Source organism: Pseudomonas sp. TH49, from assembly GCF_016650625.1.
GTDB lineage: Bacteria > Pseudomonadota > Gammaproteobacteria > Pseudomonadales > Pseudomonadaceae > Aquipseudomonas > Aquipseudomonas fluorescens_H.
Window position 1 is genome coordinate 1,389,734 of sequence record NZ_JAEKFL010000002.1, and the last position, 22,426, is coordinate 1,412,159.

Sequence of the window (22,426 nt, forward strand, 5' to 3'; positions counted from 1 at the left end):
GCGGTGGTTACACTCTAAAACCTCAAGAATGCTTGAGGTCAATAGCCATGCAGGAAAGAATTACTGACCATCAAAACCTGAGTGTGGGCCAGGTCGCAAAACGAAGCGGTCTCTCTGTCTCCACGCTTCATTTTTATGAGTCGAAAGGCTTGTTGGCGTCTCAGCGCACAGCCGGCAATCATCGGGTTTATGCGCGTGGCACGCTTCGCCGGATTGCGATCATTCGAATCGCGCAAGCCAGCGGGATTTCGCTGGCGGAAATCAAGACTGCCCTTGAACCCATCCCCCATGACCGGAAGGCTTCAGCCAAGGAATGGGAGACGGTGTCGAAAGACTGGGCATCCTCCCTGAAGCGCCGCATCGAACAACTGACAAAGCTGTCGACCAGTCTGGAGGGCTGCATTGGCTGCGGTTGTCTGACCATGGGTGAATGCCCGCTACTCAATCCACAGGATTCGCTGGGCGAAAAGAATTCGGGTGCCGTGATATTTGATCAGGAACTTGAGAAAAGGCTGAATACGTAATCACCCCTTTGAGTTCCCAGAGTGAAAAGCGAAGAAGTCAGACCGGGCCAAACCTCATAACTCAATGAATGAAAGGGGGATTCAAGTGTGAGGCGCCGCTTCTGGCGTGGCGACCGAGTTTTCAACTAAAGCGCGGTGGATGGCTGGCAATGCGTTCTGGCCTCCCATTCTTCACGTGCCTGTACGCACTCAATCACAACGTCAGCGTCATGCGCGGGCCGACTTCACACCATCCTGCGTTTAACGGTTTTTGCCTGGCGTTTAACAGACACCCCGCGTTACGTCCTGAAGGCTACAACGCCTTGCGCCGTTGCCTACGACTACGCCAGAATCCGCCGGCTTGTGCGTCTGGAGAGCCATCGGTAACTTGGGTCGATCACTGATTCGCAGTGATCGGGTTTAGTAGCCCGTGGTAAATGAAAGCGCATGCGCGTCCGTCAGTCAGGTATTTTCCTACCTGCACTTGATGGCGGCTGTGTGTAGGGCGCCCTCGGGCGCGCCGGCTTTCTTCTTTTCCCCGGTCTACTAACCTGCGCACAGCTGCCACCCCCTGTTTAGTAGCTCGGAGTGGTCGCCAACAAACAGGAAAAAGAAGAACATGGTCAAAGTAACGCCAAACCCGCCAGACATCGATCCGGCCTCCCCCTACGAATCTCTCGATTCAAAGAAACTCCACGAAGCCGCCGAACGCGCGCTCGACCACTACCTCAGCCCATCCGCCGCGATCATGGCAACCCCTTACCAAACCAACAGCATGTTTCTCGTCAATCCGGACACCGACACCGAATCCCTTCTCGCCAACGCCTGCGAATCACTCGCCTCGGCGACGGTGATGCTCGGGGATGTGGCTGCACTGGTGGAAGGACCGATGCGCAAAACGCTGTTGGGGATTGCGCAGGTGGTGATGCTTGGGGAGCTAGCGGTGAATCGGGCGCTAGATAGGGTTGAGTTGGTGAAGTAGGTGACTGGTCCGTGGCGGGACATTTTCGTCACGGACGTTTACGAACGGCGGATTTCGGCCAGAAGCGGACGTTCGCACCCGACCGCTGACGGCCAGAAGCAGCCTCCCAGAAAGCTAACGCTGAGTGGTCACTCGTCAAACAAGGTCCAGCCATGGCAAATGCCGGCAAAGTCTTTTGCCGTAAAAAATAATGTCAGTTCCTTTGGGTCAAATTCTTTGTAAAGCCAATGCCCAGAAATCGGTCCTCTCGTTATCACGTATTCCAAGCGGTATTTTTGAACAGGTCCAAAACTGAAGGAGCGTGAATTCAACTCAAACCTGTCACGTCTGTTGAGCGCCCATAGCTTTTCAACAAGGCAATCATCAAGCACCACCTCTCCGGCTACCTCAACGAGATACTTTGAATGAAGTTTCTGTTGAAGCCTAACGCTTCTGGCCATACATCAACCTACCTATGAGCAGTCCGAGCATCGGCGCAATAATACTGGAACATGATGATGACCGCTTTGGGTTGAAAAAAGTTAGCCTTGGACGTCCGCTTTAGACCTGAAGCAGCCCCACCCTACCGCCCCGAAAACAACGCCAACCGACAAGCCAAGCCAAAAAACACCGCCCCCAACACCTGATTCAACCGCCGCGCGATCCGCGCATTACTCGCCAGCTTGTTCCCAACCTTGCTGGCCAAAACAATCACCGCCCCATTCACCAGCAATCCGATCACATTCAGGATTGTCGCAAACACCAACATCTGTAGCACCAGCGAGCCTTTCCCCGGATCAATGAACTGCGGAAACAACGCCAGCACAAACAGCGCCATTTTCGGATTGAGCAGATTGGTCACCAACCCTTGGCGAAAGATACGCAACAACGGGGTGGCTGGCAGGGTTTCGTTGGTGGCCAAGGGTGATACGTCGCTGGTGAAGGATTTCCACGCCAGGAATGCCAGGTACGCGGCGCCGGCGAAGCGGATGATGTCGTAGGCGGCGGGCACGGTGGCGACCAGTTGCGACAGCCCGAGGGCGGCTGCCAGTGCGTGGCAGTAGGTGCCGGCCTGAATGCCGGCGAGGGAGACGAAGCCCGAGGCGCGGCCCTGGCTCAGGCTTCGGGAGGCGATCAGCAGCATGTCCGGGCCGGGGGTCAGGGCCAGCGCGAAGCAGGCGCCGGCGAACAGGAGTGCTACGGAAAGATCAATCATGGGGGGCCTCGGCGTTTTTATTGTCTGGGTCGCCTTGCGGGCGAGTCGAGGCAGTTTACCGAACGGTAAATCCCGTGGGGAGGCTCATTCGGAAAGTGTGATGTCGCGGCCTTTTCGATAGCGAATCGACTACCCTTCGCCACTGAGGCCTCATGCTCGAATGACTACTAAGGGGAATAACCATGTCGATCTACGCAATGACCATCCCTCGTTTCACCCAAATGCTGCGCTCCCTGACGGCGATCCTGTCCAAAGGCGAGGCCTGCGCCGTTGAGCGCGGCTATGACCCGCAGGTTCTGCTCGAAGCACGTCTGGCGCCGGACATGCACAATCTCGCCACGCAGGTTCAATACACCTGCACCCAGGCACAGGACACCGTGCAACGGCTGACGCAACAACCGCTGACCAAGCTCACACCGCCCGCAAACATGGCGGCGGCGAAGGCGTTGATCGAAAGAACACTGGAGATGCTGGCGGCGGCAGATCCGGCGCAGATTGACGCAAGCGCTGAGCGGCAGATCTCAATCGAGTTGCCCAACGGCATCGCCTTCGACATGAGCGGCAGCGAATTCGCCGTGGACTGGGCAATGCCACAGTTCTACTTCCACCTGATCACGGCGTACAACATCCTGCGCCACAATGGCGTGCCGCTGGGCAAGGCGGATTATGTGCAGCACATGTTTGCTTATCTGCGGAAGTGATTGCAGGTCAGGCTTCGGGGTCAATCAGGGTTGACCCGGAGCTCTTGCAGAAGAAATTCCAGTGACTCCACCGCACCGTGATGACTCTGCGCCGAGCGCTGCGTATCCCATGACATGGCATCGTCCACGCAAAAATCACCCACACATTCCACGTTCAGATCCTCATCGAGCAGTCCGAGCGGAATCCACACGTAAGGCGATTCGCGAAGTGGATTCGGCACGGTCGAACCGCATTGCGCGCAGAAGTCGTTCCTGTAGCCGCTGGGTCTGATCCAACTGCTGATCGCGTCCTGCCCTGCCTCCCAGCAAAAATCCCGAGCGTTGACCAGCGTGGCGAGGTTGAACCCGACACCGGTTTGCTTACGGCACAGAGAGCAATGGCAGCGATAGAAAAAGCGCGGTTCCACGGTAAGGGAAAAGCGTACTGCGGCGCAAAGACACTGCCCTGTTGTCATGGGGATCTCCTTCGGACGAGCGCTTGCACATCCATGCTGAAGTTTCTTATGGTCAAAGCCGCATTCTAATGGACCAGATGAAAAACCAAAGTTTTCCGCGCTGCTCTGCATCCGTTTCACTCCCTGCTCCGTACATTCAACACCCTCATTCGAAGGGTCGAAGAATCAAGGAGACGCACCATGCACATGCTCATCAAACGCCTTGCTGTCGCTTGCTTCACCCTGCTCTGCCTCGGCGCCGGATCCAGCTTTGCCGCCGATACCGTGATGGTTGGCGGCGCGGCCATGTATCCGACCAAGACCATCGTCGAAAACGCAGTCAACTCCAAGGATCACACGACACTGGTCGCTGCGGTCAAGGCCGCCGGGCTGGTGGATACGCTCAACAGCAAGGGACCGTTCACCGTCTTCGCCCCCACCAACGAAGCCTTCGCAAAACTGCCCGCCGGCACGGTCGATACATTGGTCAAGCCTGAACACAAGGCGGACCTGACCAAGATCCTGACTTACCACGTCGTCGCCGGCACTCACACGGCCAAACAGCTGATGGACGACGCCAAAATGCACGGCGGCAAAGTGATGCTGAAAACCGTCCAGGGCGAATCGCTGACCGTGATGCTGCACGACGGCAAGCTATGGGTGCAGGACGCCAAGGGCGGCAAAGCTGCCGTTACCATCGCTGACGTCATGCAATCCAATGGCGTGATTCACGTGGTCGATACGGTGCTGATGCCGAATTGACTGGCTGACTTGGCGGGTACTCATCAAAGAGTCCCGCCAAAGTCACGATTGAAAGAACTACCGACTCACGCCGAACGTTTTTCCACCCAGCGCCGATATTGCCGGGTGCGAAACGCCATGGCGATCTGCTGCAAAATCAGCGCCCGCAACGGTGACACGCTCGGATCAGGCGCTTGCGCCCGACTGAGCTTACCCAGCTGAAACTTCACCACCGCCATGTTCGCCAGCGCGGCAATGGCCTTGTTTTTCCAGGTGATCGGCGGCAATTGCGGGGCGTTGTCCTTGCCCTGCTGCCAGTCGCGCGGCAGGTGCGGATCGATAGCCAACGCGGTACCGATGCCGACCATGTCCACACCACTCTGCACGACGCTTTCGGCAACCGGACGACGGCGGATGCCACCGGTGACCATCACCGGCATTTTCGCAACGGTCTGAATATCCCGAGCAAATTCGACGAAATAGGCCTCGCGAGCCAAGGTTCGACCATCGCGCGCTTCACCCTGCATGGCCGGGACTTCGTAGCTGCCGCCGGACAGTTCCACCAGATCCACGCCCAGACCGTTGAGCAGTTCAACGACCTTTTTCGCATCCTCAGCGGTGAATCCGCCGCGCTGGAAATCGGCGGAATTAAGTTTCACCGCTACGGCAAACTCTGCAGAAACCACCGCCCTGACTGCCTTGACGACCTCGACCAACAACCGCGCGCGGTTCTCCAGTGAGCCACCCCACTCGTCCGTCCTTTGATTGGTCAGTGGCGAGAGAAACTGGCTCAACAGATAGCCGTGGGCGGCGTGGATTTCCACGCCAGTGAAGCCGGCCTGTTCACCCAGGCGTGCGGTGTGCGCAAAGCGCTGGATGACGTCTTTGATCACACTGGCGGTCATGGCGTGGGGCGTGGCGAAACGTTTGGACAGTTTGCCCAGCTCCAGCGCCACAGCGGATGGCGCCCAGGTTTTCTGCCCGAGGTTGGACTGCATCTGGCGCCCCGGATGATTGATCTGCAACCAGAACTGCGCTCCGGCAGAACGACCAATCCGCGCCCAGCGCTTGAACTTGTCCAGTTGTTGATCGTCCTGAAGCACCACGCCGCCCGGCCCGGTCATGGCGCGGCCGTCGACCATCACGTTGCCGGTGATGATCAGCCCGGCCCCACCGTCGGCCCACGCTTGATACAGACGCATCAGTTCTGCGGAGGGCGCCTGGTCGGCGTCCGCCATGTTTTCTTCCATGGCGGCTTTGGCGATGCGGTTCTTGATGGTCGAACCGTTGGGTAAGGTCAGGGGGTCGAACACATTCATGGGGCAGTCCTCAACTGGAGATGAGGCCACCATAAGATTGAAGTCAACTTTAAGGTCAATAGCCTTTTTTAGCTGATTCGCGCTTCAACGCGCCACATCGCGACGCTCTGCTGCGCTCACCACACCTTGTTCGCGCAGACGATTTATCAGCATTTGCGCATTGTCCGCACACGCCACGCCCATGGGCTTGTCTTCAATGCCCTGGATGACGAGCTGAAGTTGCGCTTTGTTCTGCGCCAGGCGTTGCTGCAGGACATCGATTTCTTCGACCTTTTGCTTGAGGCCATTGAGCAACTGCTCGTGCTGCCAGCCACTCGCGTTCATCGGCATCAACTGACGGATTTCCTCCAGGGAGAAACCCGCCGCCTGCGCACCAGTGATGATCTGCAATACCCATTGGGTGTCGGGAGCGTAATCGCGATAGCCGTTGGCTTTGCGCGCGACCGAAGTGATCAACCCGCTCGCCTCGTAAAAACGGATACGCGACGGCGCCAGCCCGCTGATTTTCGCCAGTTCACCGATTCTCATGTCCGACTTCGCAAGAACGTTAACCTTGAAGCTGACTTTAAACCTGAAGGGGTGCAACAGCCAACACGGCAGATCAAGCCAACAGCTCAGTAATCCACTGCACCTGTCGCGCAACCTCTTCCAGCTTCTCCTCGGGTACCGCCTGGCGTGCCTGTTTGAAGCTGTTCAGGGTTTTCTGTTTCTGCCTTAACGAGCGCTGCCATTTGGCGAGGAATGCCGGGCTGCGTGCTTGCATTTGCAATGGGCCGAAGTACAACTGTTCGGCGCTGTAGCTCAGCGGGCCGCTGCGCTCGGCGACGATGATTTCGTAGAAGAAGCGGTTTTCCTGCAGCACTTCTTCTTCGAGAATGCGGTAGCCGTTGTCCATCAGCCATTGGCGCAGGGGTTGTTCGCCGCCGTTGGGTTGCAGGATCAGCCGTTCGTGCCCGCTCATGCGCGCCTTGCCGCTGTCGAGAATGTCGCGAATCGTCTCGCCGCCCATGCCGCAGAGGCTGATCGCGGTAATCCCGTCGGACGGCTCGATCGCCGCCAGACCGCTGGCCAGACGCACGCTGATGTGCTGCTGAAGATCGTTGTCGCGCACCGTGCGCACCGCGGCATGGAACGGCGTCAACGCCACCTCACCGGCCACCGCCGCAACGATGGCGCCACGGCGCATCAGGGCCACCGGCAGGTAGCCGTGATCCGAGCCGATATCCGCCAACCGCGCGCCGTCCGGTACATGCGCCGCCACCCGCTCCAGACGCATGGACAATGTGTGTTCGTTCAACAGCCGCCCTCTTCCCCAGCCATCGCCGGCGCTGCAGGCCGGACAAGGGGCGCGACTGTAGCGGGCAATGCTGGGTATTTCAAATCCGGGCAAGCGCGGTCTTGTTCGGATTCGGCCTGTTACAGCACGGGCGAGGCATCCGCTATCTTCTTTGCAACCGGTCTACTAACCTGCGCGCAGCCGTACCTCAAAACAACAAATGCACTCATGGAAGACATCAACCTTGAAAACAGCTCTCGGCGCCCTCCTTCTGATTGGCCTCTCCACCAGCGCACTCGCGGATTCCCACCCCATCGGCTTCCACAGCACAACCCTGCCAGACCCGCAGCGGCCGCTGGAAATGGTTGTCTGGTACCCGGCGACAACCCATGCAACCGCACAAGTGATCGACGACAGTCCGGTGTTCGTCAGTGCCTCTGCGGTGCGCGATGCGCCGCCGACTGCCGGCGAGCACCCGCTGGTGGTGCTTTCCCATGGTTATCGGGGCAACTGGAGCAACCAGATGTGGCTGGCCAGTGCCTTGGCGGATCAAGGTTACATCGTCGCGGCGGTCAACCATCCCGGCAGCACCACCCACGACCGCAGTCCGCAAGCAGCAGCGCAGTTGTGGCAGCGGCCAGTTGATCTGCGGCGGGCCATCGAAGCCGTTGTGGCGCAGCCGGGAAAATTTGGCGCAGTGGCGCCGCAGCGGATTGCCGTCGTCGGACATTCGCTCGGTGGCTGGACGGCTCTGGAAATCGCCGGCGCACGCTTCGACCCCGAGCGCTTTGCCGAGGACTGCAAAGCCCATGCGCAGCTCGCCAGTTGCAGCGTCTACCGGCAGATGAATCCCGCCAGCACCGCGCAAGGCAAAGCCGACCTCGCTGCCGACCGGCGCTACAAACCGGTCAGCGCCATCGTTTCGCTGGACCTGGGCCTGTCACGCGGCATGACCGACGCAAGCCTCGCGGCGCTCCCCGTACCGGCACTGGTGATTGCCGCCGGCGCACCTTCCGAAGATCTTCCGGCGCAACTGGAGTCCGCCGATCTGGCCAAACGCCTGCCAGCGGCTACCACTCGTTATGTCGAGATCAACGACGCCACCCACTTCAGCTTCACGTCGATCTGCAAACCGGGCGCGATCGAGATGCTCGAGGAAGACGCACCGGGCGATGGCGTCATTTGCCAGGATCGCGACAATGCGCGACCGCGTGAAGTGATCCAGCAGCAGGTGGTGGCGCTAATCAGCGATTTTCTGGCGACGTCGAAGCCATGATCCGGGCAGCCGTTTGATCCTGTATCGCTGCAAGCGACTCGCCAAATCGCTCCGAGCCGGTTTTAATGCGCGCTGATGGGCATATGCCCGGCTCCCCTTCACCGAGTAGAAACATGAACCGCCAAAAGAAACTGCAGCAGTTGTTCAAGGAAAAGGCCAAAAAGGCCAGCGCCAAACTCGCGCCGAAAAAGCCCAAGTACATCAGCAAGGCTGACCGCGCGAAGATGGCGGCTGAAGCGGCGGCAGAACCGATTGAGACCGGCGAAAACGCTTTATAAAAACGCTGAAATATTGCTCATTGCCCGCGTGACGTAGAGTTCTTTCTCGCCAACCGGTGCCACGTAGTGAAGCGCGCTGCGTGCGGCCTCCACACCGGCAAGACGGGCAATGAACCAGGCCGCCAGGTACTGCGAAGACAAGCACCCGCCTGCGGTGGCGACATTGCCATTGGCCACGAACGGTTGGTTGAGCACGGCAACGCCAGCCTCTTCCACCCAGGGTTTGCTGATCAGATCCGTACAGGCCGGTACCTCGCTCAGCAGGCCGAGCTTCGCCAGAATCAACGCGCCGGAGCACTGGGCACCCAACAATTGGCGAGCCGGATCAAGCTGCAGACGCGACATCAATTCGGCATTCGCCACCACGTCCCGGGTCATCCGCCCGCTTCCCACCAATACCGCGTCCGCGTCGCACGCCTCCTCCAGTGACGCCTGTGCCTCAATCACCAGGCCATTCATCGAGCGCACCTTGTCCGTGGGACTGGCGACAGACACGCGCCAACCGGGCTGTTGGACCCGGTTGAGAATGCTGAACGCGATCAGCGAATCCAGCTCGTTGAAACCTTCAAAGGTCAGGATGGCGATGTGCATGATGAGCCTCGAGCTTGATTGACAATGCTGCATCGTAAGAGCAGAGAATCACGACAATCAAAAAATTGTCATGGCTACATTTTCAGCTGTAGCCGAGGGGCGCTGTAGCTTTCAGCCAATGTCTGTAGGACAGTTACTTGCATCGAATAATGAAAAGGCCAACCCTCCATGAAGCCGCTGGATCTGACGCGTTTCGACCTCAATCTTCTGGTGGTGCTTGAAGCGCTTTGGGCGGAAAGGCACGTCGGTCGTGCGGCGCAGCGCCTGCATTTGTCGCAGTCGGCCACCAGCCATGCCCTGTCGCGTTTGCGCACGGCATTTGATGATCAGTTGTTCATTCGCAACCCTCGCGGCATGGCGCCGACGCCGCTGGCCATCGAGTTGATGCCCAGAGTGGCGGCGGTGCTCGAGTCAGTACGGTTGGTCGCCAGCCCACGGGGGCCGTTCGATCCGGCGCGTCTGCAGGCGACACTGGCGGTGGCGGCCACCGATCACGCCGTGCTGACCGTCATCGCCCCGGCGCTGGCGAAAATTCAGTCGGCAGCGCCGGAGGTGGTGCTGAAACTCGGGCCGGTGGATGGCGAATCGGCGATGCGCCTGCTGGACGCCGGCGAGATCGACCTGGTGCTGGGTTCGGGTTCGTTTGCGCAAGTGCCGCAACGCTTTGATTGCCAGCTCGCGCACAAGGAGCGTTTTGTCGGCATCGCCCGCAAAGGGCACCCGGCATTGGTCAAGCGCGGCAAACATTTGCATATGGAGCTGGATGATTTCACTCGCCTGCCGCACGTTCTGATTTCGCCCCGTGGCGATGCCCGGGGTGCTGTCGATGACGCACTGGAACAGCTCGGTCGCAGCCGCAAGGTCAGCGTCACCTGCCCGAGTTTTCTCGCAGTGCCATTCATGGTTGGCGCATCGGAATCGATTGCCGTGGTCGCCGAACGTGTCGCCTTGCAGATGCAGGAAACCGCACAACTGAGCATTTTCGAATTGCCCCTGACGCTGCCCACCTGGGAGGTCTTTGTCGTCCGCGCACGCGGACGCGCCAACGAGCCGGCGGTTGAGTGGATGACCAGAATGCTGATCGCCGACTGATGATCGATCTGGTGCATCGAGAGGCTGCGCCAATGCCATTGGATCGTAGGCCTCAGTCCTCCTAGAGTGCGGACATCCGTTCAACACGCCAGGAATACTCATGAAAACCGAGCCCACGCTGGTCATGGTCCCTTGCTTCGCCGGTGCGCCGTGGCAACTCGACTCTCTCACCCACTTGCAGCACCGCGCCATGCGCACGTTGCGGTTACCGGACGACGTCGGTGACCTGGAAAAACTCGCCAACTTCATCATTGATCAAGTGAAAGATCTTGAAAGCTACGTGCTGGTGGGCGACTCCTACGGCGCGGTCGCGTCGATCGCGGTCGCCACACGCCAGCCCAAAGGCCTCAAGGGCCTGGTGCTGTCCGGCGGTTTCGCCAAAAGCCCGATCACTTCGCCCCTGCTGAAAACGTTGGCCGCACTGGCACCGTTCTTCCCCGGACCGTTTTATCGGCAGACGACCCTGCGCTTCCACACCGCGCAACTGGCTTCGTCGTTCGACAAGGAAGGTGAAACTCCTTGGTCAGCCGCCAACAGCCGCGCCTTCTTCATCAAGCAAACCCCACACAAGGCCTACGTCAACCGCGTGCGCTCGATCGAGAAAGTCGACTACACCCCCCTGCTGCAAAAGATCGACGTGCCGACGCTGATCCTGACGCCCGAAGAAGACAAGCTGATCGGCAAAGAGGCGGCGGGGATTCTGCTGAGGGGCATAAAGGCAGCGCAGGAAGTCGTCATGCCGAGAACCGGGCATATGTTCAGATTCTCGCATCCGGCGGCGTATTCGCTGCAAGTCAGGAAGTTTATGCAGCGGGTGGCGCTTTGAGTGTATTTGGGGCAGTCAGATGCTGCGGGCCATATCGATCCGAATTGCCGTTTATTGTTGCAGCCACTAGCCTCACCAAGTCAAAAGCACAAATCAGAGACCAGCATGACCGCACGCCCCGCCACGGATAGTGACCAGGCAATCCTCCAAAGCCAAGGCGTCGGCTCGCGCATTCTAAAGAAGCTCCAGCTGCAAGCCGCTGCCCGCAACGTGCCCTTGCAATTGGGCGCTTTTCGCACAAATACTTTGGCGCAGAAGCTCTATCAGAAATCGGGCACCTGACAACAGCAGCCGTGATCCGAATCCATCCGTGAAAAAGATCTTCCCTGATTCAACCTATAAGGACATTCAATGCCACGCGCTCTGCAATTCGAACAAGTCGATGTATTCGCCGATCAACCCTACGAAGGCAATGCACTGGCAGTGGTGGTGAATGCCGATGAGCTGACAACCGAGCAGATGCAAGCGTTTGCCCGCTGGACGCAACTCAGTGAAACCACTTTTCTGCTGAAGCCCGAAACGCCGGGAGCGCATTACCGCGTACGCATTTTTACACCGCTGCGAGAACTGCCCTTCGCTGGCCACCCCACCCTGGGCAGCTGCAAAGTGTGGCTGGCCCACAACGACAACCCTGAGCATGTCGAGATTATTCAGGAGTGCTCGGCAGGTTTGATTCGGGTACGCAAGCAAGGCCCGCAACTGGCCTTCTCCGCGCCACCGCTGGTGCGCAGCGGACCGCTGGAGGCAGTGACATTACGCCTGATCGAACAAGGCCTTGGCTTCGCCGCCGGGCAGATCCGCGCGAGCCAATGGGTAGACAACGGCCCGGGTTGGGCGGGCGTGTTGCTGGCGAGTCGCGAAGAAGTGTTGGCGATCAAGCCTGATTACGCGGCGCTGCAGGGGCTGAATGTCGGCGTTATTGCGCCGTGGTCGGGGTCTGAAGCTGAAACGGATGTGGAGGTCAGAGCCTTCATCGGCGAGGAATGCACCGAGGACGCCGTCACTGGCAGCCTCAATGCAAGCCTGGCTCAGTGGCTGATCGGCGCGGGCATCCTCAGCGAGCGCTACACCGTCAGCCAGGGCACCACCATGGGCCGCCGCGGCCGACTGCACATCGAAAGCGTTGACGGCACCGTCTGGGTGGGCGGAGCCGTTCAGCACTGTATTTCCGGCCGGGTGGTCTTTTGATGAACCATGGAATCCGGGGTGATTAATCCCGCGATAACCGCTGCTCCGTGCCGGAGTTCAAGGCGCTCAAATATGCAGCCAGGCCAGCGATCCCAGCATGACGCCGACACCGGCGGCGCCAAACGAGACGCGCCGCAGCCATTCCTTGCGCGTCAGCAAGGTAATGGCTGCCAGTGAAATGGCGATTTGAATCGCCGTCATGGCCTGGGCCCAGCGGTGATGCTGGTGCAGCACCTGCTCAGATTTTTCCTCCCACTCGCGCGCCTGTTGCTCAAGCACTTCGGCCTTCTTGCGCGCCTCCTCTTTCTGCTCCCCGTAGCGTCGCGCCTCGGCAGCATAGTGGGCAGAATCCAGCCCCGGCAGATGGCTGGCCAGATCCGACAGGTTCTGCCGGCTGGACTTGGCCTGGTAGTAGTTCCATTCGTTGGCGGCTTCGGTCTTCTGGATAGCGGCGTTGTTTTTGTCCATGGCCGCTTCACTTTCCGTCGAGCCGGCCTGATAACTCATCAGGGCGCCGACGGTCGCCATGATCGCCGTCATCACCGCAATCTTGCTGGCAAAGCGATCGCCCTGTGCATGGGCATGATGGGTGGTGTGCTCGATATGTTGCTCGTGGGGGCTGGGGACTTCGAACTCTTCAGGCATGGCTGTCGAACTTGGATGGGTGATTGGAGATGGGCGGCATTATGAGGACAACCACAGCGAAACACGCAAGCCACTCTGCGAGCCCACCCTGCTCACCTGAAATTTTCCGCCGTGCCCGGTTCGATCACCTAACCTCATAGATTGTGTGATCAACGAGAACCGGCCCCTCTCATGCGCAACACATTGAAGTCATTGTTTTTTGTCGCGCTGCTCCTGCTCGCTCCGGGCGGTTCGGCGCTGTGGGCGGCGGATTTACCGGCGCCCACAGCGACCACTGCGGCACCGCTGGTGGAAGTCTCACAAAGTGATCTGCAAGCCCTGCAAATGCGCCTCGACGGGCTGAAGCAGCAGATTTCCGCCGCCAACAACTACAACCAGCTCGAAGGCCCGCAAGACCGGGTACAGACGTTCATTCTGGACATCGATCGGTTATCGGCGGCGTTGTTGCCGCAGCAAGCTCAATTGACGGTGCAACTGGGGGTGCTCGGCGCAGCGCCGGATACGCAGATTGCCGCCGAACAGGCGGAAATCGCCGCACAACGGGCGTTGCTCAGCGAGCAGAAAAACAAGGTCGACGCCACGCTCAAAAGCCTTGCCGCGCTCAAACAAAGCGCGGCTGATCTGATCACCCAAATCGCCGGTATCCGCCGCACGCTGCTTGAAAGCGAATTGACCCTGCGCACCGACAGCATCCTGAGCCCGGACTTCTGGTCGCCATTGGTGTCGCCAGAGCCGGATGATCGTCAGCGCCTGAATTTTTTCATCAATCAGGTGAAACTCACCTGGGCCACAGTCTGGGCGCCCGGGCAGCGGTTTTTCACCTGTGTGCTGGTGCTGCTGGCGCTGGCTTTCTGGACGCTCGGCCGCCGACTCGCCGAGCGCGGCCTGACCTGGGTTTGCATCCACCGCATGCCGGAGGGGCGCCTGCGCCGCAGCGCGCTGGCGTTCGCCTCGGCGCTGGCGACCCTTGGCACCACGGCCATCGCCCTGCACCTGCTGTTTTACGCCTGCACCCGCCACGAACCACTGACGCCAGTGCTGCAGACTTTTTCCGAGGAATTCGAAAAAGCCGTCTACGCCTGCGTCCTGATCACCGCATTGAGCCGCGCACTGCTGTCGACCAAACATCCCTCATGGCGGCTGCCGGCGATTGCCGACTCGGTGGCGCTGGCCCTGAGACCCTATCCAAGGATTCTCGCGGCCATCCTCCTGGTGCTGGTGACGCTGGTGCAGGTCAGCAACGCCACCGGCATGAGCAGCCAGATCGTGATCGCTCAACGTGGGGTGATTGCCATCGTGGTGATCGTGATTCTGGTGCCGCTGCTGTTGCGCGTCGGCAGAGTGCGCAAGGCGTTGATCAGCGCCAATGAACCGGAGGCCGGCAGCACATTTGCCGGGGCGATCTACAGCATCGCCACGGTGTGCATGTGCGTGTCGGCGCTGGCTCTGCTCACCGGCTACGTGTCGCTGGCTCGTTTCGTCACCTATGAATTGGTCTGGGCCTATATCGTGTTGGCCGGGTTCTATTTGCTGGTGCAGGTAGTCAAGGACGCCTGCGAATACCTGTTCTCGCCGCGCTACTCGGCCGGCAAGACCATCAAGCAAACCTTGGGCATGGGCGACCGGCGGCTGGAGCAGATTTCGATTGTGCTGTCCGGTGCCAGCCGCGCCGGGCTGCTGTTGCTGGCGGTGATTACCCTCTTCGTCGGCGGCATCGGCACCACGTTCGGGCAGTTGACCAGCAATGTCCTCGGCATCCTTGGCGGCGCCGGGTTGCGCAAGCTGAACATCGTCCCCGCGCATTTGATCAATGCCGTGCTGGCACTGCTGATCGGCATCTACCTGATCCGCGCCCTGCGCCGCTGGCTCGACAACGAGTTCCTGCCCAAGACCGACATGGATCCGGGCATGTGCGCGTCGTTGAGCACGCTGTTTTCCAACATCGGTTATGCCACGGTCATCCTCCTGACGCTGTCGTCGCTGGGCGTGCGCTGGACCAATCTGGCGTGGATCGTCAGTGCGCTGTCGGTGGGGATCGGTTTCGGCCTGCAGGAGATCGTCAAGAACTTCGTCTCCGGGCTGATCCTGCTCACCGAGCGCCCGGTGAAGGTCGGCGACTTGATCAGCATCAGCGGCGTCGAAGGCGATATCCGCCGAATCAACGTGCGCGCCACGGAAATCCAGCTCAGCGACCGCTCCATCGTCATCGTGCCCAACTCACAGCTGATCTCGCAGAACCTGCGCAACGTCACCCTCGGCGGCAGCGCCCAAGGGGTGGCGAGCCTGGAGCTGATGTTCCCGCTGGACATCGACCCCGAACAGGTCAGGGAACTGCTGCTGAACACCTACCGCGAAAACGAAAACATCCTCGACAAACCGGCGTCGTACGTACGCTTCAGCAAGCTGTCGCCGGATGGCATCACCTTGACGGTGACCGGCTACGTCGGCAGCCCACGGATTGTAGGCGGGACCAAGAGTGATCTGCTGTTCGAGATTCTCAAGCGGTTGGGCGCCGAGGGCATCGCGCTGGCGAAACCGCCAGCGACGTAATCCTCCTTGCAAGAGTTGCGGCACGCTGCGATCTGTCGATCTTGAAATCCAGACATCAAAAGATCACAGCCTCGTTGCAATCGACTGAGCCTGCAGGCTTTTGTGCCGCGTATTGATTCTGGCAAGGTATGAATTTATTTATGCCAGTACGCGAAATCGCCAATTTCACTTATGCGTCACCAATCCCTAGCCTCTCGCCAAATTCCTTCTTGAGCGAGGCTCCCATGCCCTTTGTCATCTACATCTTTACCCTCAGCGCCTTTGCCTTGGGTCTGGCCGAATTCGTTCCGATCGGCCTCACCGACGTCATGGCTCGCAGTCTCGGAGTCGACGTCGAGGCGACCGGGGCAACCATCACTGCGTATGCCTTGGGCGCCACTTTCTCAGCACCGGTCTTCAGTGCATTGACCGCAAGTTGGTCGCGCAAGAACGTAATGCTGGTGACCGCTCTGGTATTCACCGTCGGCAGTCTCGCCGCGGCGTTTGCAACCTCGCTGACCTTGATGCTGGTAGCGCGATTCATCGCCGGCATGGGACATGGCCTGTTCCTGGCGGTGGCTTCAAGCACCGCGGCGCGTCTGGCCGGGCCGGGTCGCGCAGGGAGCGCAGTGGCAGTGGTGTTTGGCGGGTTTACCCTGGCGATGGCGATTGGCGTGCCTGTCAGCACCTATCTGGGTGGCGTAATGTCGTGGCGCCTGGTGCTGGCGGCGATTGCCGTGTTCGGAGCGATTGGTTTTTTCGGCTTGCTGTTCGGCATGCGCGATCCGCTACCGACTGCTTCCGACGGCAGCTCGGCGTTGCACAGCCTTAAAGCGCTGCTCAACGGCAAGTTGCTGGCCGGCGCCTTGGTCACTGTGCTCGGCTACGCCGGTTCGTTCGTCGCCTACACCTACATCGCGCCAATGCTGACTGAAGTCACTCATACCACGGCCGCCACTGTCGGCGTGTTCATGTTGTTGTACGGCGCGATGGCAGCCATCGGCAATGTACTGGGCGGCAAACTGACCGATGCCTGGGGAGTGGATCGCGCCAGCGCCGCGTTGATTGCCGGGATCGTAGGGGTGACAGCGGGCATGTGGGGCTTCTCCGGTTCGCCGTGGATGATGGGCTTGCTCGTCGGCTTGTTGGGGATGTTCAGCTTTGCTGCAGTGCCGGCCTTGCAGGCCCGGCTTCTGGGAATCGCCGAACGACATGTGCCGCACGCACATGGCGTTGCGGCCGGGCTGAACATTGCCGGGTTCAACTCGGGGATCGCGCTGGGTTCAGTGCTAGGTGGCGTGACGATCAGCCAGGTGGGCCTCAGTCATGTCGGGCTGACCGGTGCGGCAGTCTCGGCGCTGGGGCTGCTGCTGGTGTTAAGTCAAATGTTCGCTACGCCGCGCTATCGCACGGCTGATAATCTGTAAGCCAACCTACATTTTCACGGGCGCCAAAGCACCATGAGCCACCTCACCCACCTGCGCACATTCCTCGAAGCGTACCGCACCAAGTCGTTCTCCAGGGCGGCGGATCATTTGGGCATCACCCAACCGGCGGCGTCGATGCATGTGCAGGCGCTGGAGGCGCTGGTCGGCAAACCGCTGTTTCAGCGTTTGCCTCGGGGGGTGGAACCCACCGAAGCGGCGGATGAACTGGCGCGTTCGGTGGCACCGTTTCTCGATGGGCTGGAAAACAAGATCGCGTCGCTGCGTCCGGGCCTGATCAAGGGCGGCACAGTGCATCTGGTAGGCCCCTCCGACTTCCTCCATGCGCTAGTCGCCGCTCGCCTCGCACCGCTGATGGACGAAGGCTTCACCCTGCGTTTTCACACCGGTGCCAAAAAGCGCATTTACGAGATGCTCGAAGCGAAGCAGACCGACTTCGCGATCACGGCCTCCATGCCCAACGAACAATCCCACGGTTACGCCCATTTGCTCACCGAACGCCTGTTGCTGGTATATGCACCGAGCCTCCTGGATCGCCTCGGCAAAGACCCGAATCAAGCACAACTCAAGCAAGTCCCGCTGATCGCTTTCGATGAGGATCTGGCGCTGGTTCGGCCACTGTGGACTTCAATGTTTCAGGTCGCTCCGCAACTGCAAGCGGCGCTGACGATTCCCGACCTGCGGATCATCAAGGAGCTGGTGCTCGGCGGCCACGGCTGGAGCGTGCTGCCAGACTACCAGTGCGCCGACGCCATCGCTGACGGTCGGCTGATTTCACCGACACCGCCCAGCGAGGCACCGGTCAATGTGCTCTATCTGGTGTGGAGCAAAAGCGTGATGAAAAGCCCGAGCCTGCTTTACGTGCGTGACTATTTGCTCGCTGCATTCAGCGCCTCACGCCGGCGCCCAGCGCCGATGTAGCCACCGCGCAAACGCATCCAGCGCAAAGCCCAGCACACCGATCAGCAGCACCATCGCCATCAACTCCGAATACGCCAGCCGATCTCGCGTATCGAGAATGAAGTAGCCCAGCCCCGCGCTGACGCCGAGCATTTCGCACGGCACCAGCACGATCCACAGAATGCCGATCGACAGCCGCACTCCGGTCAGCACATGGCCGAGTACGCCGGGCAGGATCACTTTGCGCAGGGTTTCCCAACGAGTGGCACTCAGGCTGCGACTGAGTTGCAGCCAGCGCGGGTCGAGCTGGCGCACGCCGGCCACGGTGTTGAGCAGTATCGGCCACACGGCGGCGAAGGTCAGCAGGAAGTAGATCGGCTGATCGCCAACGCCCAGCAGCATCACCACCACCGGCATCCACGACAGCGGCGAGATCATCCGCAGAAACTGAAACGCCGGCGTGGTCGCCGCCTCCAGATGTCGGTAGCTGCCGATCATCAGGCCCAGCGGCACGCCGATCAGCAGCGCCAGCAACAGGCCGACCACAATCCGTTTCAGGCTGACCAGCACATGCTCGTACAGCTCCGGGCGCAGCAGCAGTTCGCCGAGGCTGGCCAGCGTCGCCTCGGGTGAAAAGCGCAGCGCCAGGCTGTCGTTGCCACCGAGCAGATGCACGCCCAGCCACCACAGCAGCAACAGGCACAACAGCCCTGCTACGCCCAACAAACCGTGCACGGTCGATGAAGATCGTTGACGCATCAGAGGCTGAACTCCTCGCTGCGTTCGAAGCTTTCCGGCAGGCCGAAGGTCTGCATGCCACCCACCGCCGCAATGGCGTTGCGCACAAAGCGGTCGTCCACCAGATCTTTAGCGGTTTGCTGCGGATCGAGGCTGGCGAGGAAGCCTTTATCACCCTCGATCAAGGTGTCCTTCAGACGCTTGACCAGTTCTTCGGTGTAGCTGGGGAACGGGTACGGCTGAAAGTCGATGCGCTGCTCGTCCCACTGGCTGTGCTGGATCGCGCCGCTGGCCAGGTATTGCTCGCGGTCGCTGGTGGCCGGCGACAGCACCCGGTCGAGCACCGGTTGCGCGTGCGGGGTGTAGCGATTGGCGCCGTCCTTGGACAGTAGTTTCGCCGCCTCGGCGCGGTTGTCGCGGGTCCAGACCTGCGCCTTGACGATCGCGTTGACCACTTTCTGCGACCACTCGGGACGGTTGTTCAGATCCTGCTCATGCATGAACACCACGCAGCAGGCGTGATTGCGCCAGACGTCGCCGGTAAAGCGCTGCACCCGGCCGACCTTGAGCTCCTCGGCCAGGGCGTTGAACGGCTCGGCGACGATGTAGCCGGCGATGCGTTTGCTCGCCAGGGCCGGCGGCATATCCGACGGCGGCAGCACCAGCAGATTGACTTCGTTCGGCGCCAGCGCGGCGCTCGCCGACTTGCTCACCGGCACCAGTCCGTGGTCGAGGAACAGTTGCTGCACCACCACGTTATGAATCGAATACCAGAACGGAATCGCCACCGATTGCCCACCGAGTTGCTTGACCTCGGTGATGCCCGGCGCCACGGTCAGACCCGAGCCGCCGACGTGGTTCCACGCCACGACCTTGGCCGGCACCTTGCTGCCGTAGCGCGCCCACACGGTCATCGGCGACAGCAGGTGAATCACGTTGACCTGTCCGGAAATGAACGCCTCGATCACCTGCGCCCAACTGCGCAGCAGCACCGGGCGTTCAGCCTGAATGCCTTCGGCCTCGAACAGGCCATTGTTGTGTGCGACCAGCAACGGCGTGGCGTCGGTGATCGGCAGATAACCGATGCGCACTGGCGCGTTCGGCTCGGCAGCGGCGCGCGCGCTGAGGCTGTTGAGCAGCGGCAACGCACCGCCGGCAGTCAGCAGCGCGCTGAGTTTGATGAAGTCACGACGTGTGTGAGTGAAGTCGTCCAGGCACATGGTCAATCTCCGACGTAGCGGGCACAGGTTGAGTGAGGGGGTTGCGGCTTGCCCGCCGAAGGGTTTTGAGGATGTCGATGCGCAGCGCGCCCAGTTCCTCGACCAGCTCGGCACGCGGCTGAGGCAGGTCGATGCGCCACTCGCCGAGGATGTGCGCCGGGCTGTTACCCAGTAGCAGAATCCGCTCGGAAAGCAGCAGGGCTTCGTCGATGTCGTGGGTGATCAACACCGCTGCGGTGTGATGCTCGGCGATCAGTTGCAGGAGCAACTGCTGCATGTCGGCGCGGGTGATTTCATCCAGCGCGCCGAACGGTTCATCGAGCAACAGCACCTGCGGCTGACGGACCAGACAACGGGCCAACGCGGTGCGTTGGGCCATGCCGCCGGACAACTGCGCCGGGTGCTGCTGACGTGCATGTTCGAGGCCGACCGCAGCGATGGCGTGGTCGATCCGCGCCTTGCGCTGCTCGGCCGTCAGGTGCGGCTGGCGGGCGAAGTCGAGGCCGAAGGCGACGTTCTTTTCCAGGGTCAGCCACGGCAACAGGCTCGGGTCCTGAAACGCCACCGCTACCCGTGGATGCGCACCGGTCAGCGGTTCGCCAAGCAGGCTCACCCGGCCCTGTTGCGGCGCCTGCAAACCGGCCAGCACTCGCAGCAGACTGGATTTGCCGACACCGCTGGGCCCGAGAATGGTCACCACTTCACCGGGCTGCAATTGCAGGTCGAAGTGCTCCAGCACGGTGTGCCAGCCCTGCTCTCGCGGGTAGCCGAGGCTGATGCCGTGCGCCTCCAGCAACGGCGCAGTCATGCCGTCGCTTCCCGTTTCTGCCGCTGCAATTCGGCGCGCAGCTGCACCAGGCTTGGGGTGACAATCGGCACGAACGCCGACTCGCGCCAGCGCCGGGCGAAACCGCTGCCGTGCTCGGTCAGATAGGCTTTGCCGCCGCTGGATTGCAGTTCCAGTTGCACGGCGTTGGTGGCGGATTCGGCCAGCGCGATACGGATCTGGAACAACGCGCCCGGCTGGGTCAGGAAACGTCCGTCGTGCAGGCCCTGCTTGAGCGCATCGACGGTCTGCGCCAGTTGCTCGCGTTGTTCCTGCAACGGCTCCAGCAGGATCGAGCGCCCGTCCTGCAAATGTCCTTCGACCTCGGCCAGTGCCCGTCGCGCCAGACCGATCGCCATACCGCATTGCAGACCGAGAAACGCCGGGCGCACTGCCGGCAGAAACTTGCGTGCATCTTCATGCAGCAACCATTCGCGAGCGACCGCCACTTGGGCAAAATCGATGGCGGCCGTGTTACTCGATTGCAGCCCCATCAGTTGCAGGTCGGCGGAACGTTGCACACCGGCCGCGTCATCCGCAATCGCCAGCACGAACGGCGAACCGCCCTCCTCGTGCTCAATTGCCGCCGCCACCACAAAACCACTTTTGCGCAGATTGGTGACCCAGTGCAGGCGCCCGTTCAAGGTCCAGCCGTCTGCGGTGTGGGCGGCGCGCACTTGCAATGCCTCGATGCCGGACAGGTACTTCATCGCGTTGGACAAACCGGTGGCTCCAGCCAGCTCTCCACTGAGCAGTGACGGCAGCAGTTTTTCCCTCAGCGCAGCGTTGGGACTGTGCAGCAGGTATTCGATAAAGGCCCGTTGGCCCCAGAACACAAACGCCGCCGCCAGTGAATGGCTGGCGACAGCAGCCAGGGTTTCCACGGCATCACTGACGTGACCGCCGCTGCCGCCCAGCGCCGGGTTGATGCCGACGCGCAGCACCACGGCTTGCGCCAATTGCGTCAGCACCTGCTGCGGATCGCCGTCGCCCGCATCCAGTGCCTGGGCGTTGTGTTCCAGCCATTGAATCAATGCCGGATTGAGCATGTCGTTTTTCTCCTTTTTACGCAGCCGCATCAACCATAGACGACGCTGCCGGAACCGCTGGCCGATTACGCGCGATACGGGGCCAGCTCGGGGTTGAGCGGCGTGTCGGCGAATACGTTGGCGAAGTTGCACAGGGTCGCCAGGCTGATGCCGAGAATCACTTCCAGCGCATTGCCTTCCGTGTAGCCCGCGGCCTTGAACTGGTTGAAGGTCTGATCGCTGACCTTGCCCCGGGTGGCAATCACTTCGCGGGCAAACGCGGCCAGGGTTTCCAGTTTTTCCACGGGGACAGTGGCTTTTTCACGCAGCGCACTGACGACTTCCGGCGGCAGTTTTGCCTTATTCAGCGCGACGGCGGTATGACCTGCGACACAGAAATCGCAACCATGGTGGGTCGCCGCAATCAGTTGCACCACTTCGCGCTCGGCGAGGCTGAGTTCGGACTTGCCATTGAGCGCCGATACCGTAACGTAGGTTTCCAGCGCGGCCGGGGCATTGGCCAGCACGGCCAGCAGGTTCGGAATGAATCCGGAGTTTTTCTGCGCATTTTCCAGAAACGGTTTGGCGGCTTCGGGAGCGCTTTGCACGGTGTGTAGAGTAAGACGCGACATGGAGTGGACTCCTGCTGTTGAGTGTCCGGCCAGTCTGTTGGTTATAAAAATTTCGATCCAT

General features: G+C 60.7%; 26 protein-coding genes. 13 read left to right on the forward strand and 13 right to left on the reverse strand.

What is annotated here, in order from left to right; translation table 11 throughout:
* Nucleotides 1–47: 47 nt before the first annotated feature.
* On the forward strand, nt 48–524 hold the full coding sequence (soxR, locus tag JFU48_RS23730; protein ID WP_103486166.1) for a redox-sensitive transcriptional activator SoxR: 477 nt from the start codon (nt 48–50) through the stop codon (nt 522–524).
* A gap of 598 nt (nt 525–1,122) precedes the next feature.
* Nucleotides 1,123–1,485: a DUF6124 family protein gene (locus JFU48_RS23735; RefSeq protein ID WP_103486015.1), complete on the forward strand. Its 363-nt coding sequence runs from the start codon at nt 1,123–1,125 to the stop codon at nt 1,483–1,485.
* A gap of 128 nt (nt 1,486–1,613) precedes the next feature.
* Here the strand turns inward: JFU48_RS23735 and JFU48_RS23740 are convergent, their stop codons facing one another.
* Both JFU48_RS23740 and JFU48_RS23745 read right to left on the reverse strand, forming a co-directional pair.
* Nucleotides 1,614–1,925 (reverse strand): hypothetical protein, encoded by a 312-nt coding sequence (locus JFU48_RS23740; RefSeq protein WP_201137858.1) that lies wholly within the window; start codon nt 1,923–1,925, stop codon nt 1,614–1,616.
* Nucleotides 1,926–2,047: 122 nt separating this feature from the next.
* Nucleotides 2,048–2,680, reverse strand: a complete 633-nt coding sequence (locus JFU48_RS23745) for a LysE family translocator (RefSeq protein WP_103486017.1) — start codon at nt 2,678–2,680, stop codon at nt 2,048–2,050.
* Nucleotides 2,681–2,862: 182 nt separating this feature from the next.
* Between JFU48_RS23745 and JFU48_RS23750 the strand changes: the two genes are divergently transcribed.
* On the forward strand, nt 2,863–3,381 hold the full coding sequence (locus JFU48_RS23750) for a DUF1993 domain-containing protein (protein ID WP_103486018.1): 519 nt from the start codon (nt 2,863–2,865) through the stop codon (nt 3,379–3,381).
* A 20-nt stretch (nt 3,382–3,401) separates the two neighbouring features.
* Here JFU48_RS23750 and JFU48_RS23755 read toward each other — a convergent pair whose 3' ends face one another.
* Entirely contained in the window at nt 3,402–3,947 is a 546-nt protein-coding gene (locus JFU48_RS23755; RefSeq protein ID WP_242486744.1) for a GFA family protein, read from the reverse strand.
* 69 nt (nt 3,948–4,016) lie between these two features.
* Here JFU48_RS23755 and JFU48_RS23760 point away from each other — a divergent pair, with 69 nt between their 5' ends.
* Nucleotides 4,017–4,577, forward strand: a complete 561-nt coding sequence (locus JFU48_RS23760; RefSeq protein ID WP_003224301.1) for a fasciclin domain-containing protein — start codon at nt 4,017–4,019, stop codon at nt 4,575–4,577.
* Between the two features lie 65 nt (nt 4,578–4,642).
* Here JFU48_RS23760 and JFU48_RS23765 read toward each other — a convergent pair whose 3' ends face one another.
* The 3 genes from JFU48_RS23765 to JFU48_RS23775 all read right to left on the reverse strand — a co-directional run bounded on the left by JFU48_RS23765 (nt 4,643) and on the right by JFU48_RS23775 (nt 7,172).
* Entirely contained in the window at nt 4,643–5,875 is a 1,233-nt protein-coding gene (locus JFU48_RS23765) for an NADH:flavin oxidoreductase/NADH oxidase family protein (RefSeq protein WP_201137859.1), read from the reverse strand.
* Between the two features lie 84 nt (nt 5,876–5,959).
* Entirely contained in the window at nt 5,960–6,403 is a 444-nt protein-coding gene (locus tag JFU48_RS23770) for a MerR family transcriptional regulator (RefSeq protein ID WP_201137860.1), read from the reverse strand.
* A 73-nt stretch (nt 6,404–6,476) separates the two neighbouring features.
* Nucleotides 6,477–7,172 carry a tRNA (adenine(22)-N(1))-methyltransferase gene (locus JFU48_RS23775; RefSeq protein WP_201137861.1) on the reverse strand — a complete coding sequence of 232 codons (696 nt, stop codon included), beginning with the start codon at nt 7,170–7,172 and terminating at the stop codon, nt 6,477–6,479.
* Nucleotides 7,173–7,395: 223 nt separating this feature from the next.
* Here JFU48_RS23775 and JFU48_RS23780 point away from each other — a divergent pair, with 223 nt between their 5' ends.
* A complete protein-coding gene (locus JFU48_RS23780; RefSeq protein ID WP_201137862.1) occupies nt 7,396–8,427 on the forward strand; it encodes an alpha/beta hydrolase family protein in 1,032 nt (343 codons plus the stop codon).
* 113 nt (nt 8,428–8,540) lie between these two features.
* Nucleotides 8,541–8,705 carry a DUF2986 domain-containing protein gene (locus JFU48_RS23785; protein ID WP_201137863.1) on the forward strand — a complete coding sequence of 55 codons (165 nt, stop codon included), beginning with the start codon at nt 8,541–8,543 and terminating at the stop codon, nt 8,703–8,705.
* Here JFU48_RS23785 and JFU48_RS23790 read toward each other — a convergent pair.
* On the reverse strand, nt 8,700–9,296 hold the full coding sequence (locus tag JFU48_RS23790) for a DJ-1/PfpI family protein (protein ID WP_201137864.1): 597 nt from the start codon (nt 9,294–9,296) through the stop codon (nt 8,700–8,702). The two genes, JFU48_RS23785 and JFU48_RS23790, sit on opposite strands and share 6 nt — an antisense overlap.
* A 168-nt stretch (nt 9,297–9,464) precedes the next feature.
* Here JFU48_RS23790 and JFU48_RS23795 point away from each other — a divergent pair, with 168 nt between their 5' ends.
* From JFU48_RS23795 to JFU48_RS23810, 4 genes are all read left to right on the forward strand, one after another.
* Nucleotides 9,465–10,388: a LysR family transcriptional regulator gene (locus tag JFU48_RS23795; protein WP_201137865.1), complete on the forward strand. Its 924-nt coding sequence runs from the start codon at nt 9,465–9,467 to the stop codon at nt 10,386–10,388.
* A gap of 100 nt (nt 10,389–10,488) precedes the next feature.
* Nucleotides 10,489–11,214 carry an alpha/beta fold hydrolase gene (locus JFU48_RS23800; protein ID WP_201137866.1) on the forward strand — a complete coding sequence of 242 codons (726 nt, stop codon included), beginning with the start codon at nt 10,489–10,491 and terminating at the stop codon, nt 11,212–11,214.
* A 105-nt stretch (nt 11,215–11,319) separates the two neighbouring features.
* Nucleotides 11,320–11,496 carry a GNAT family N-acetyltransferase gene (locus JFU48_RS23805; RefSeq protein WP_201137867.1) on the forward strand — a complete coding sequence of 59 codons (177 nt, stop codon included), beginning with the start codon at nt 11,320–11,322 and terminating at the stop codon, nt 11,494–11,496.
* A 69-nt stretch (nt 11,497–11,565) separates the two neighbouring features.
* On the forward strand, nt 11,566–12,402 hold the full coding sequence (locus tag JFU48_RS23810) for a PhzF family phenazine biosynthesis protein (RefSeq protein WP_201137868.1): 837 nt from the start codon (nt 11,566–11,568) through the stop codon (nt 12,400–12,402).
* A gap of 66 nt (nt 12,403–12,468) precedes the next feature.
* Here JFU48_RS23810 and JFU48_RS23815 read toward each other — a convergent pair whose 3' ends face one another.
* Entirely contained in the window at nt 12,469–13,047 is a 579-nt protein-coding gene (locus tag JFU48_RS23815) for a DUF4337 domain-containing protein (protein WP_003224278.1), read from the reverse strand.
* A gap of 171 nt (nt 13,048–13,218) precedes the next feature.
* Here JFU48_RS23815 and JFU48_RS23820 point away from each other — a divergent pair, with 171 nt between their 5' ends.
* The 3 genes from JFU48_RS23820 to JFU48_RS23830 all read left to right on the forward strand — a co-directional run bounded on the left by JFU48_RS23820 (nt 13,219) and on the right by JFU48_RS23830 (nt 17,942).
* Entirely contained in the window at nt 13,219–15,597 is a 2,379-nt protein-coding gene (locus tag JFU48_RS23820) for a DUF3772 domain-containing protein (RefSeq protein ID WP_201137869.1), read from the forward strand.
* Between the two features lie 224 nt (nt 15,598–15,821).
* Complete coding sequence (locus tag JFU48_RS23825; protein WP_201137870.1) at nt 15,822–17,003, forward strand: MFS transporter; 1,182 nt, start codon at nt 15,822–15,824, stop codon at nt 17,001–17,003.
* A gap of 33 nt (nt 17,004–17,036) precedes the next feature.
* Nucleotides 17,037–17,942: a LysR family transcriptional regulator gene (locus tag JFU48_RS23830; RefSeq protein ID WP_201137871.1), complete on the forward strand. Its 906-nt coding sequence runs from the start codon at nt 17,037–17,039 to the stop codon at nt 17,940–17,942.
* On the opposite strand, the gene JFU48_RS23835 is transcribed toward JFU48_RS23830, so the two are convergent.
* From JFU48_RS23835 to JFU48_RS23855, 5 genes are all read right to left on the reverse strand, one after another.
* On the reverse strand, nt 17,916–18,680 hold the full coding sequence (locus tag JFU48_RS23835; protein WP_003224271.1) for an ABC transporter permease: 765 nt from the start codon (nt 18,678–18,680) through the stop codon (nt 17,916–17,918). The two genes, JFU48_RS23830 and JFU48_RS23835, sit on opposite strands and share 27 nt — an antisense overlap.
* On the reverse strand, nt 18,680–19,879 hold the full coding sequence (locus tag JFU48_RS23840; protein WP_201137872.1) for an ABC transporter substrate-binding protein: 1,200 nt from the start codon (nt 19,877–19,879) through the stop codon (nt 18,680–18,682). Before JFU48_RS23840 ends, JFU48_RS23835 begins: the two co-directional genes overlap by 1 nt.
* Nucleotides 19,845–20,687: an ABC transporter ATP-binding protein gene (locus tag JFU48_RS23845; protein ID WP_201137873.1), complete on the reverse strand. Its 843-nt coding sequence runs from the start codon at nt 20,685–20,687 to the stop codon at nt 19,845–19,847. The genes JFU48_RS23840 and JFU48_RS23845 overlap by 35 nt, the downstream gene beginning before the upstream one ends.
* Nucleotides 20,684–21,754, reverse strand: a complete 1,071-nt coding sequence (locus tag JFU48_RS23850) for an acyl-CoA dehydrogenase family protein (protein ID WP_201137874.1) — start codon at nt 21,752–21,754, stop codon at nt 20,684–20,686. The genes JFU48_RS23845 and JFU48_RS23850 overlap by 4 nt, the downstream gene beginning before the upstream one ends.
* 65 nt (nt 21,755–21,819) lie before the next feature.
* Complete coding sequence (locus tag JFU48_RS23855; RefSeq protein WP_003224264.1) at nt 21,820–22,365, reverse strand: carboxymuconolactone decarboxylase family protein; 546 nt, start codon at nt 22,363–22,365, stop codon at nt 21,820–21,822.
* Between the last annotated feature and the right edge of the window lie 61 nt (nt 22,366–22,426).

Excerpts from the sequence above, each read along its gene's own strand:
- JFU48_RS23835 (WP_003224271.1), bottom strand. The coding sequence starts at position 18,680 with ATGCGTCAACGATCTTCATCGACCGTGCACGGTTTGTTGGGCGTAGCA.
- JFU48_RS23810 (WP_201137868.1), top strand. The coding sequence starts at position 11,566 with ATGCCACGCGCTCTGCAATTCGAACAAGTCGATGTATTCGCCGATCAA.
- JFU48_RS23845 (WP_201137873.1), bottom strand. The coding sequence starts at position 20,687 with ATGACTGCGCCGTTGCTGGAGGCGCACGGCATCAGCCTCGGCTACCCG.
- soxR (WP_103486166.1), top strand. The coding sequence starts at position 48 with ATGCAGGAAAGAATTACTGACCATCAAAACCTGAGTGTGGGCCAGGTC.
- JFU48_RS23750 (WP_103486018.1), top strand. The coding sequence starts at position 2,863 with ATGTCGATCTACGCAATGACCATCCCTCGTTTCACCCAAATGCTGCGC.
- JFU48_RS23740 (WP_201137858.1), bottom strand. The coding sequence starts at position 1,925 with ATGGCCAGAAGCGTTAGGCTTCAACAGAAACTTCATTCAAAGTATCTC.
- JFU48_RS23760 (WP_003224301.1), top strand. The coding sequence starts at position 4,017 with ATGCACATGCTCATCAAACGCCTTGCTGTCGCTTGCTTCACCCTGCTC.
- JFU48_RS23840 (WP_201137872.1), bottom strand. The coding sequence starts at position 19,879 with ATGTGCCTGGACGACTTCACTCACACACGTCGTGACTTCATCAAACTC.
- JFU48_RS23745 (WP_103486017.1), bottom strand. The coding sequence starts at position 2,680 with ATGATTGATCTTTCCGTAGCACTCCTGTTCGCCGGCGCCTGCTTCGCG.
- JFU48_RS23825 (WP_201137870.1), top strand. The coding sequence starts at position 15,822 with ATGCCCTTTGTCATCTACATCTTTACCCTCAGCGCCTTTGCCTTGGGT.
- JFU48_RS23815 (WP_003224278.1), bottom strand. The coding sequence starts at position 13,047 with ATGCCTGAAGAGTTCGAAGTCCCCAGCCCCCACGAGCAACATATCGAG.
- JFU48_RS23800 (WP_201137866.1), top strand. The coding sequence starts at position 10,489 with ATGAAAACCGAGCCCACGCTGGTCATGGTCCCTTGCTTCGCCGGTGCG.
- JFU48_RS23830 (WP_201137871.1), top strand. The coding sequence starts at position 17,037 with ATGAGCCACCTCACCCACCTGCGCACATTCCTCGAAGCGTACCGCACC.
- JFU48_RS23755 (WP_242486744.1), bottom strand. The coding sequence starts at position 3,947 with ATGCAGAGCAGCGCGGAAAACTTTGGTTTTTCATCTGGTCCATTAGAA.
- JFU48_RS23790 (WP_201137864.1), bottom strand. The coding sequence starts at position 9,296 with ATGCACATCGCCATCCTGACCTTTGAAGGTTTCAACGAGCTGGATTCG.
- JFU48_RS23795 (WP_201137865.1), top strand. The coding sequence starts at position 9,465 with ATGAAGCCGCTGGATCTGACGCGTTTCGACCTCAATCTTCTGGTGGTG.
- JFU48_RS23805 (WP_201137867.1), top strand. The coding sequence starts at position 11,320 with ATGACCGCACGCCCCGCCACGGATAGTGACCAGGCAATCCTCCAAAGC.
- JFU48_RS23820 (WP_201137869.1), top strand. The coding sequence starts at position 13,219 with ATGCGCAACACATTGAAGTCATTGTTTTTTGTCGCGCTGCTCCTGCTC.
- JFU48_RS23765 (WP_201137859.1), bottom strand. The coding sequence starts at position 5,875 with ATGAATGTGTTCGACCCCCTGACCTTACCCAACGGTTCGACCATCAAG.
- JFU48_RS23735 (WP_103486015.1), top strand. The coding sequence starts at position 1,123 with ATGGTCAAAGTAACGCCAAACCCGCCAGACATCGATCCGGCCTCCCCC.
- JFU48_RS23850 (WP_201137874.1), bottom strand. The coding sequence starts at position 21,754 with ATGCTCAATCCGGCATTGATTCAATGGCTGGAACACAACGCCCAGGCA.
- JFU48_RS23785 (WP_201137863.1), top strand. The coding sequence starts at position 8,541 with ATGAACCGCCAAAAGAAACTGCAGCAGTTGTTCAAGGAAAAGGCCAAA.
- JFU48_RS23855 (WP_003224264.1), bottom strand. The coding sequence starts at position 22,365 with ATGTCGCGTCTTACTCTACACACCGTGCAAAGCGCTCCCGAAGCCGCC.
- JFU48_RS23770 (WP_201137860.1), bottom strand. The coding sequence starts at position 6,403 with ATGAGAATCGGTGAACTGGCGAAAATCAGCGGGCTGGCGCCGTCGCGT.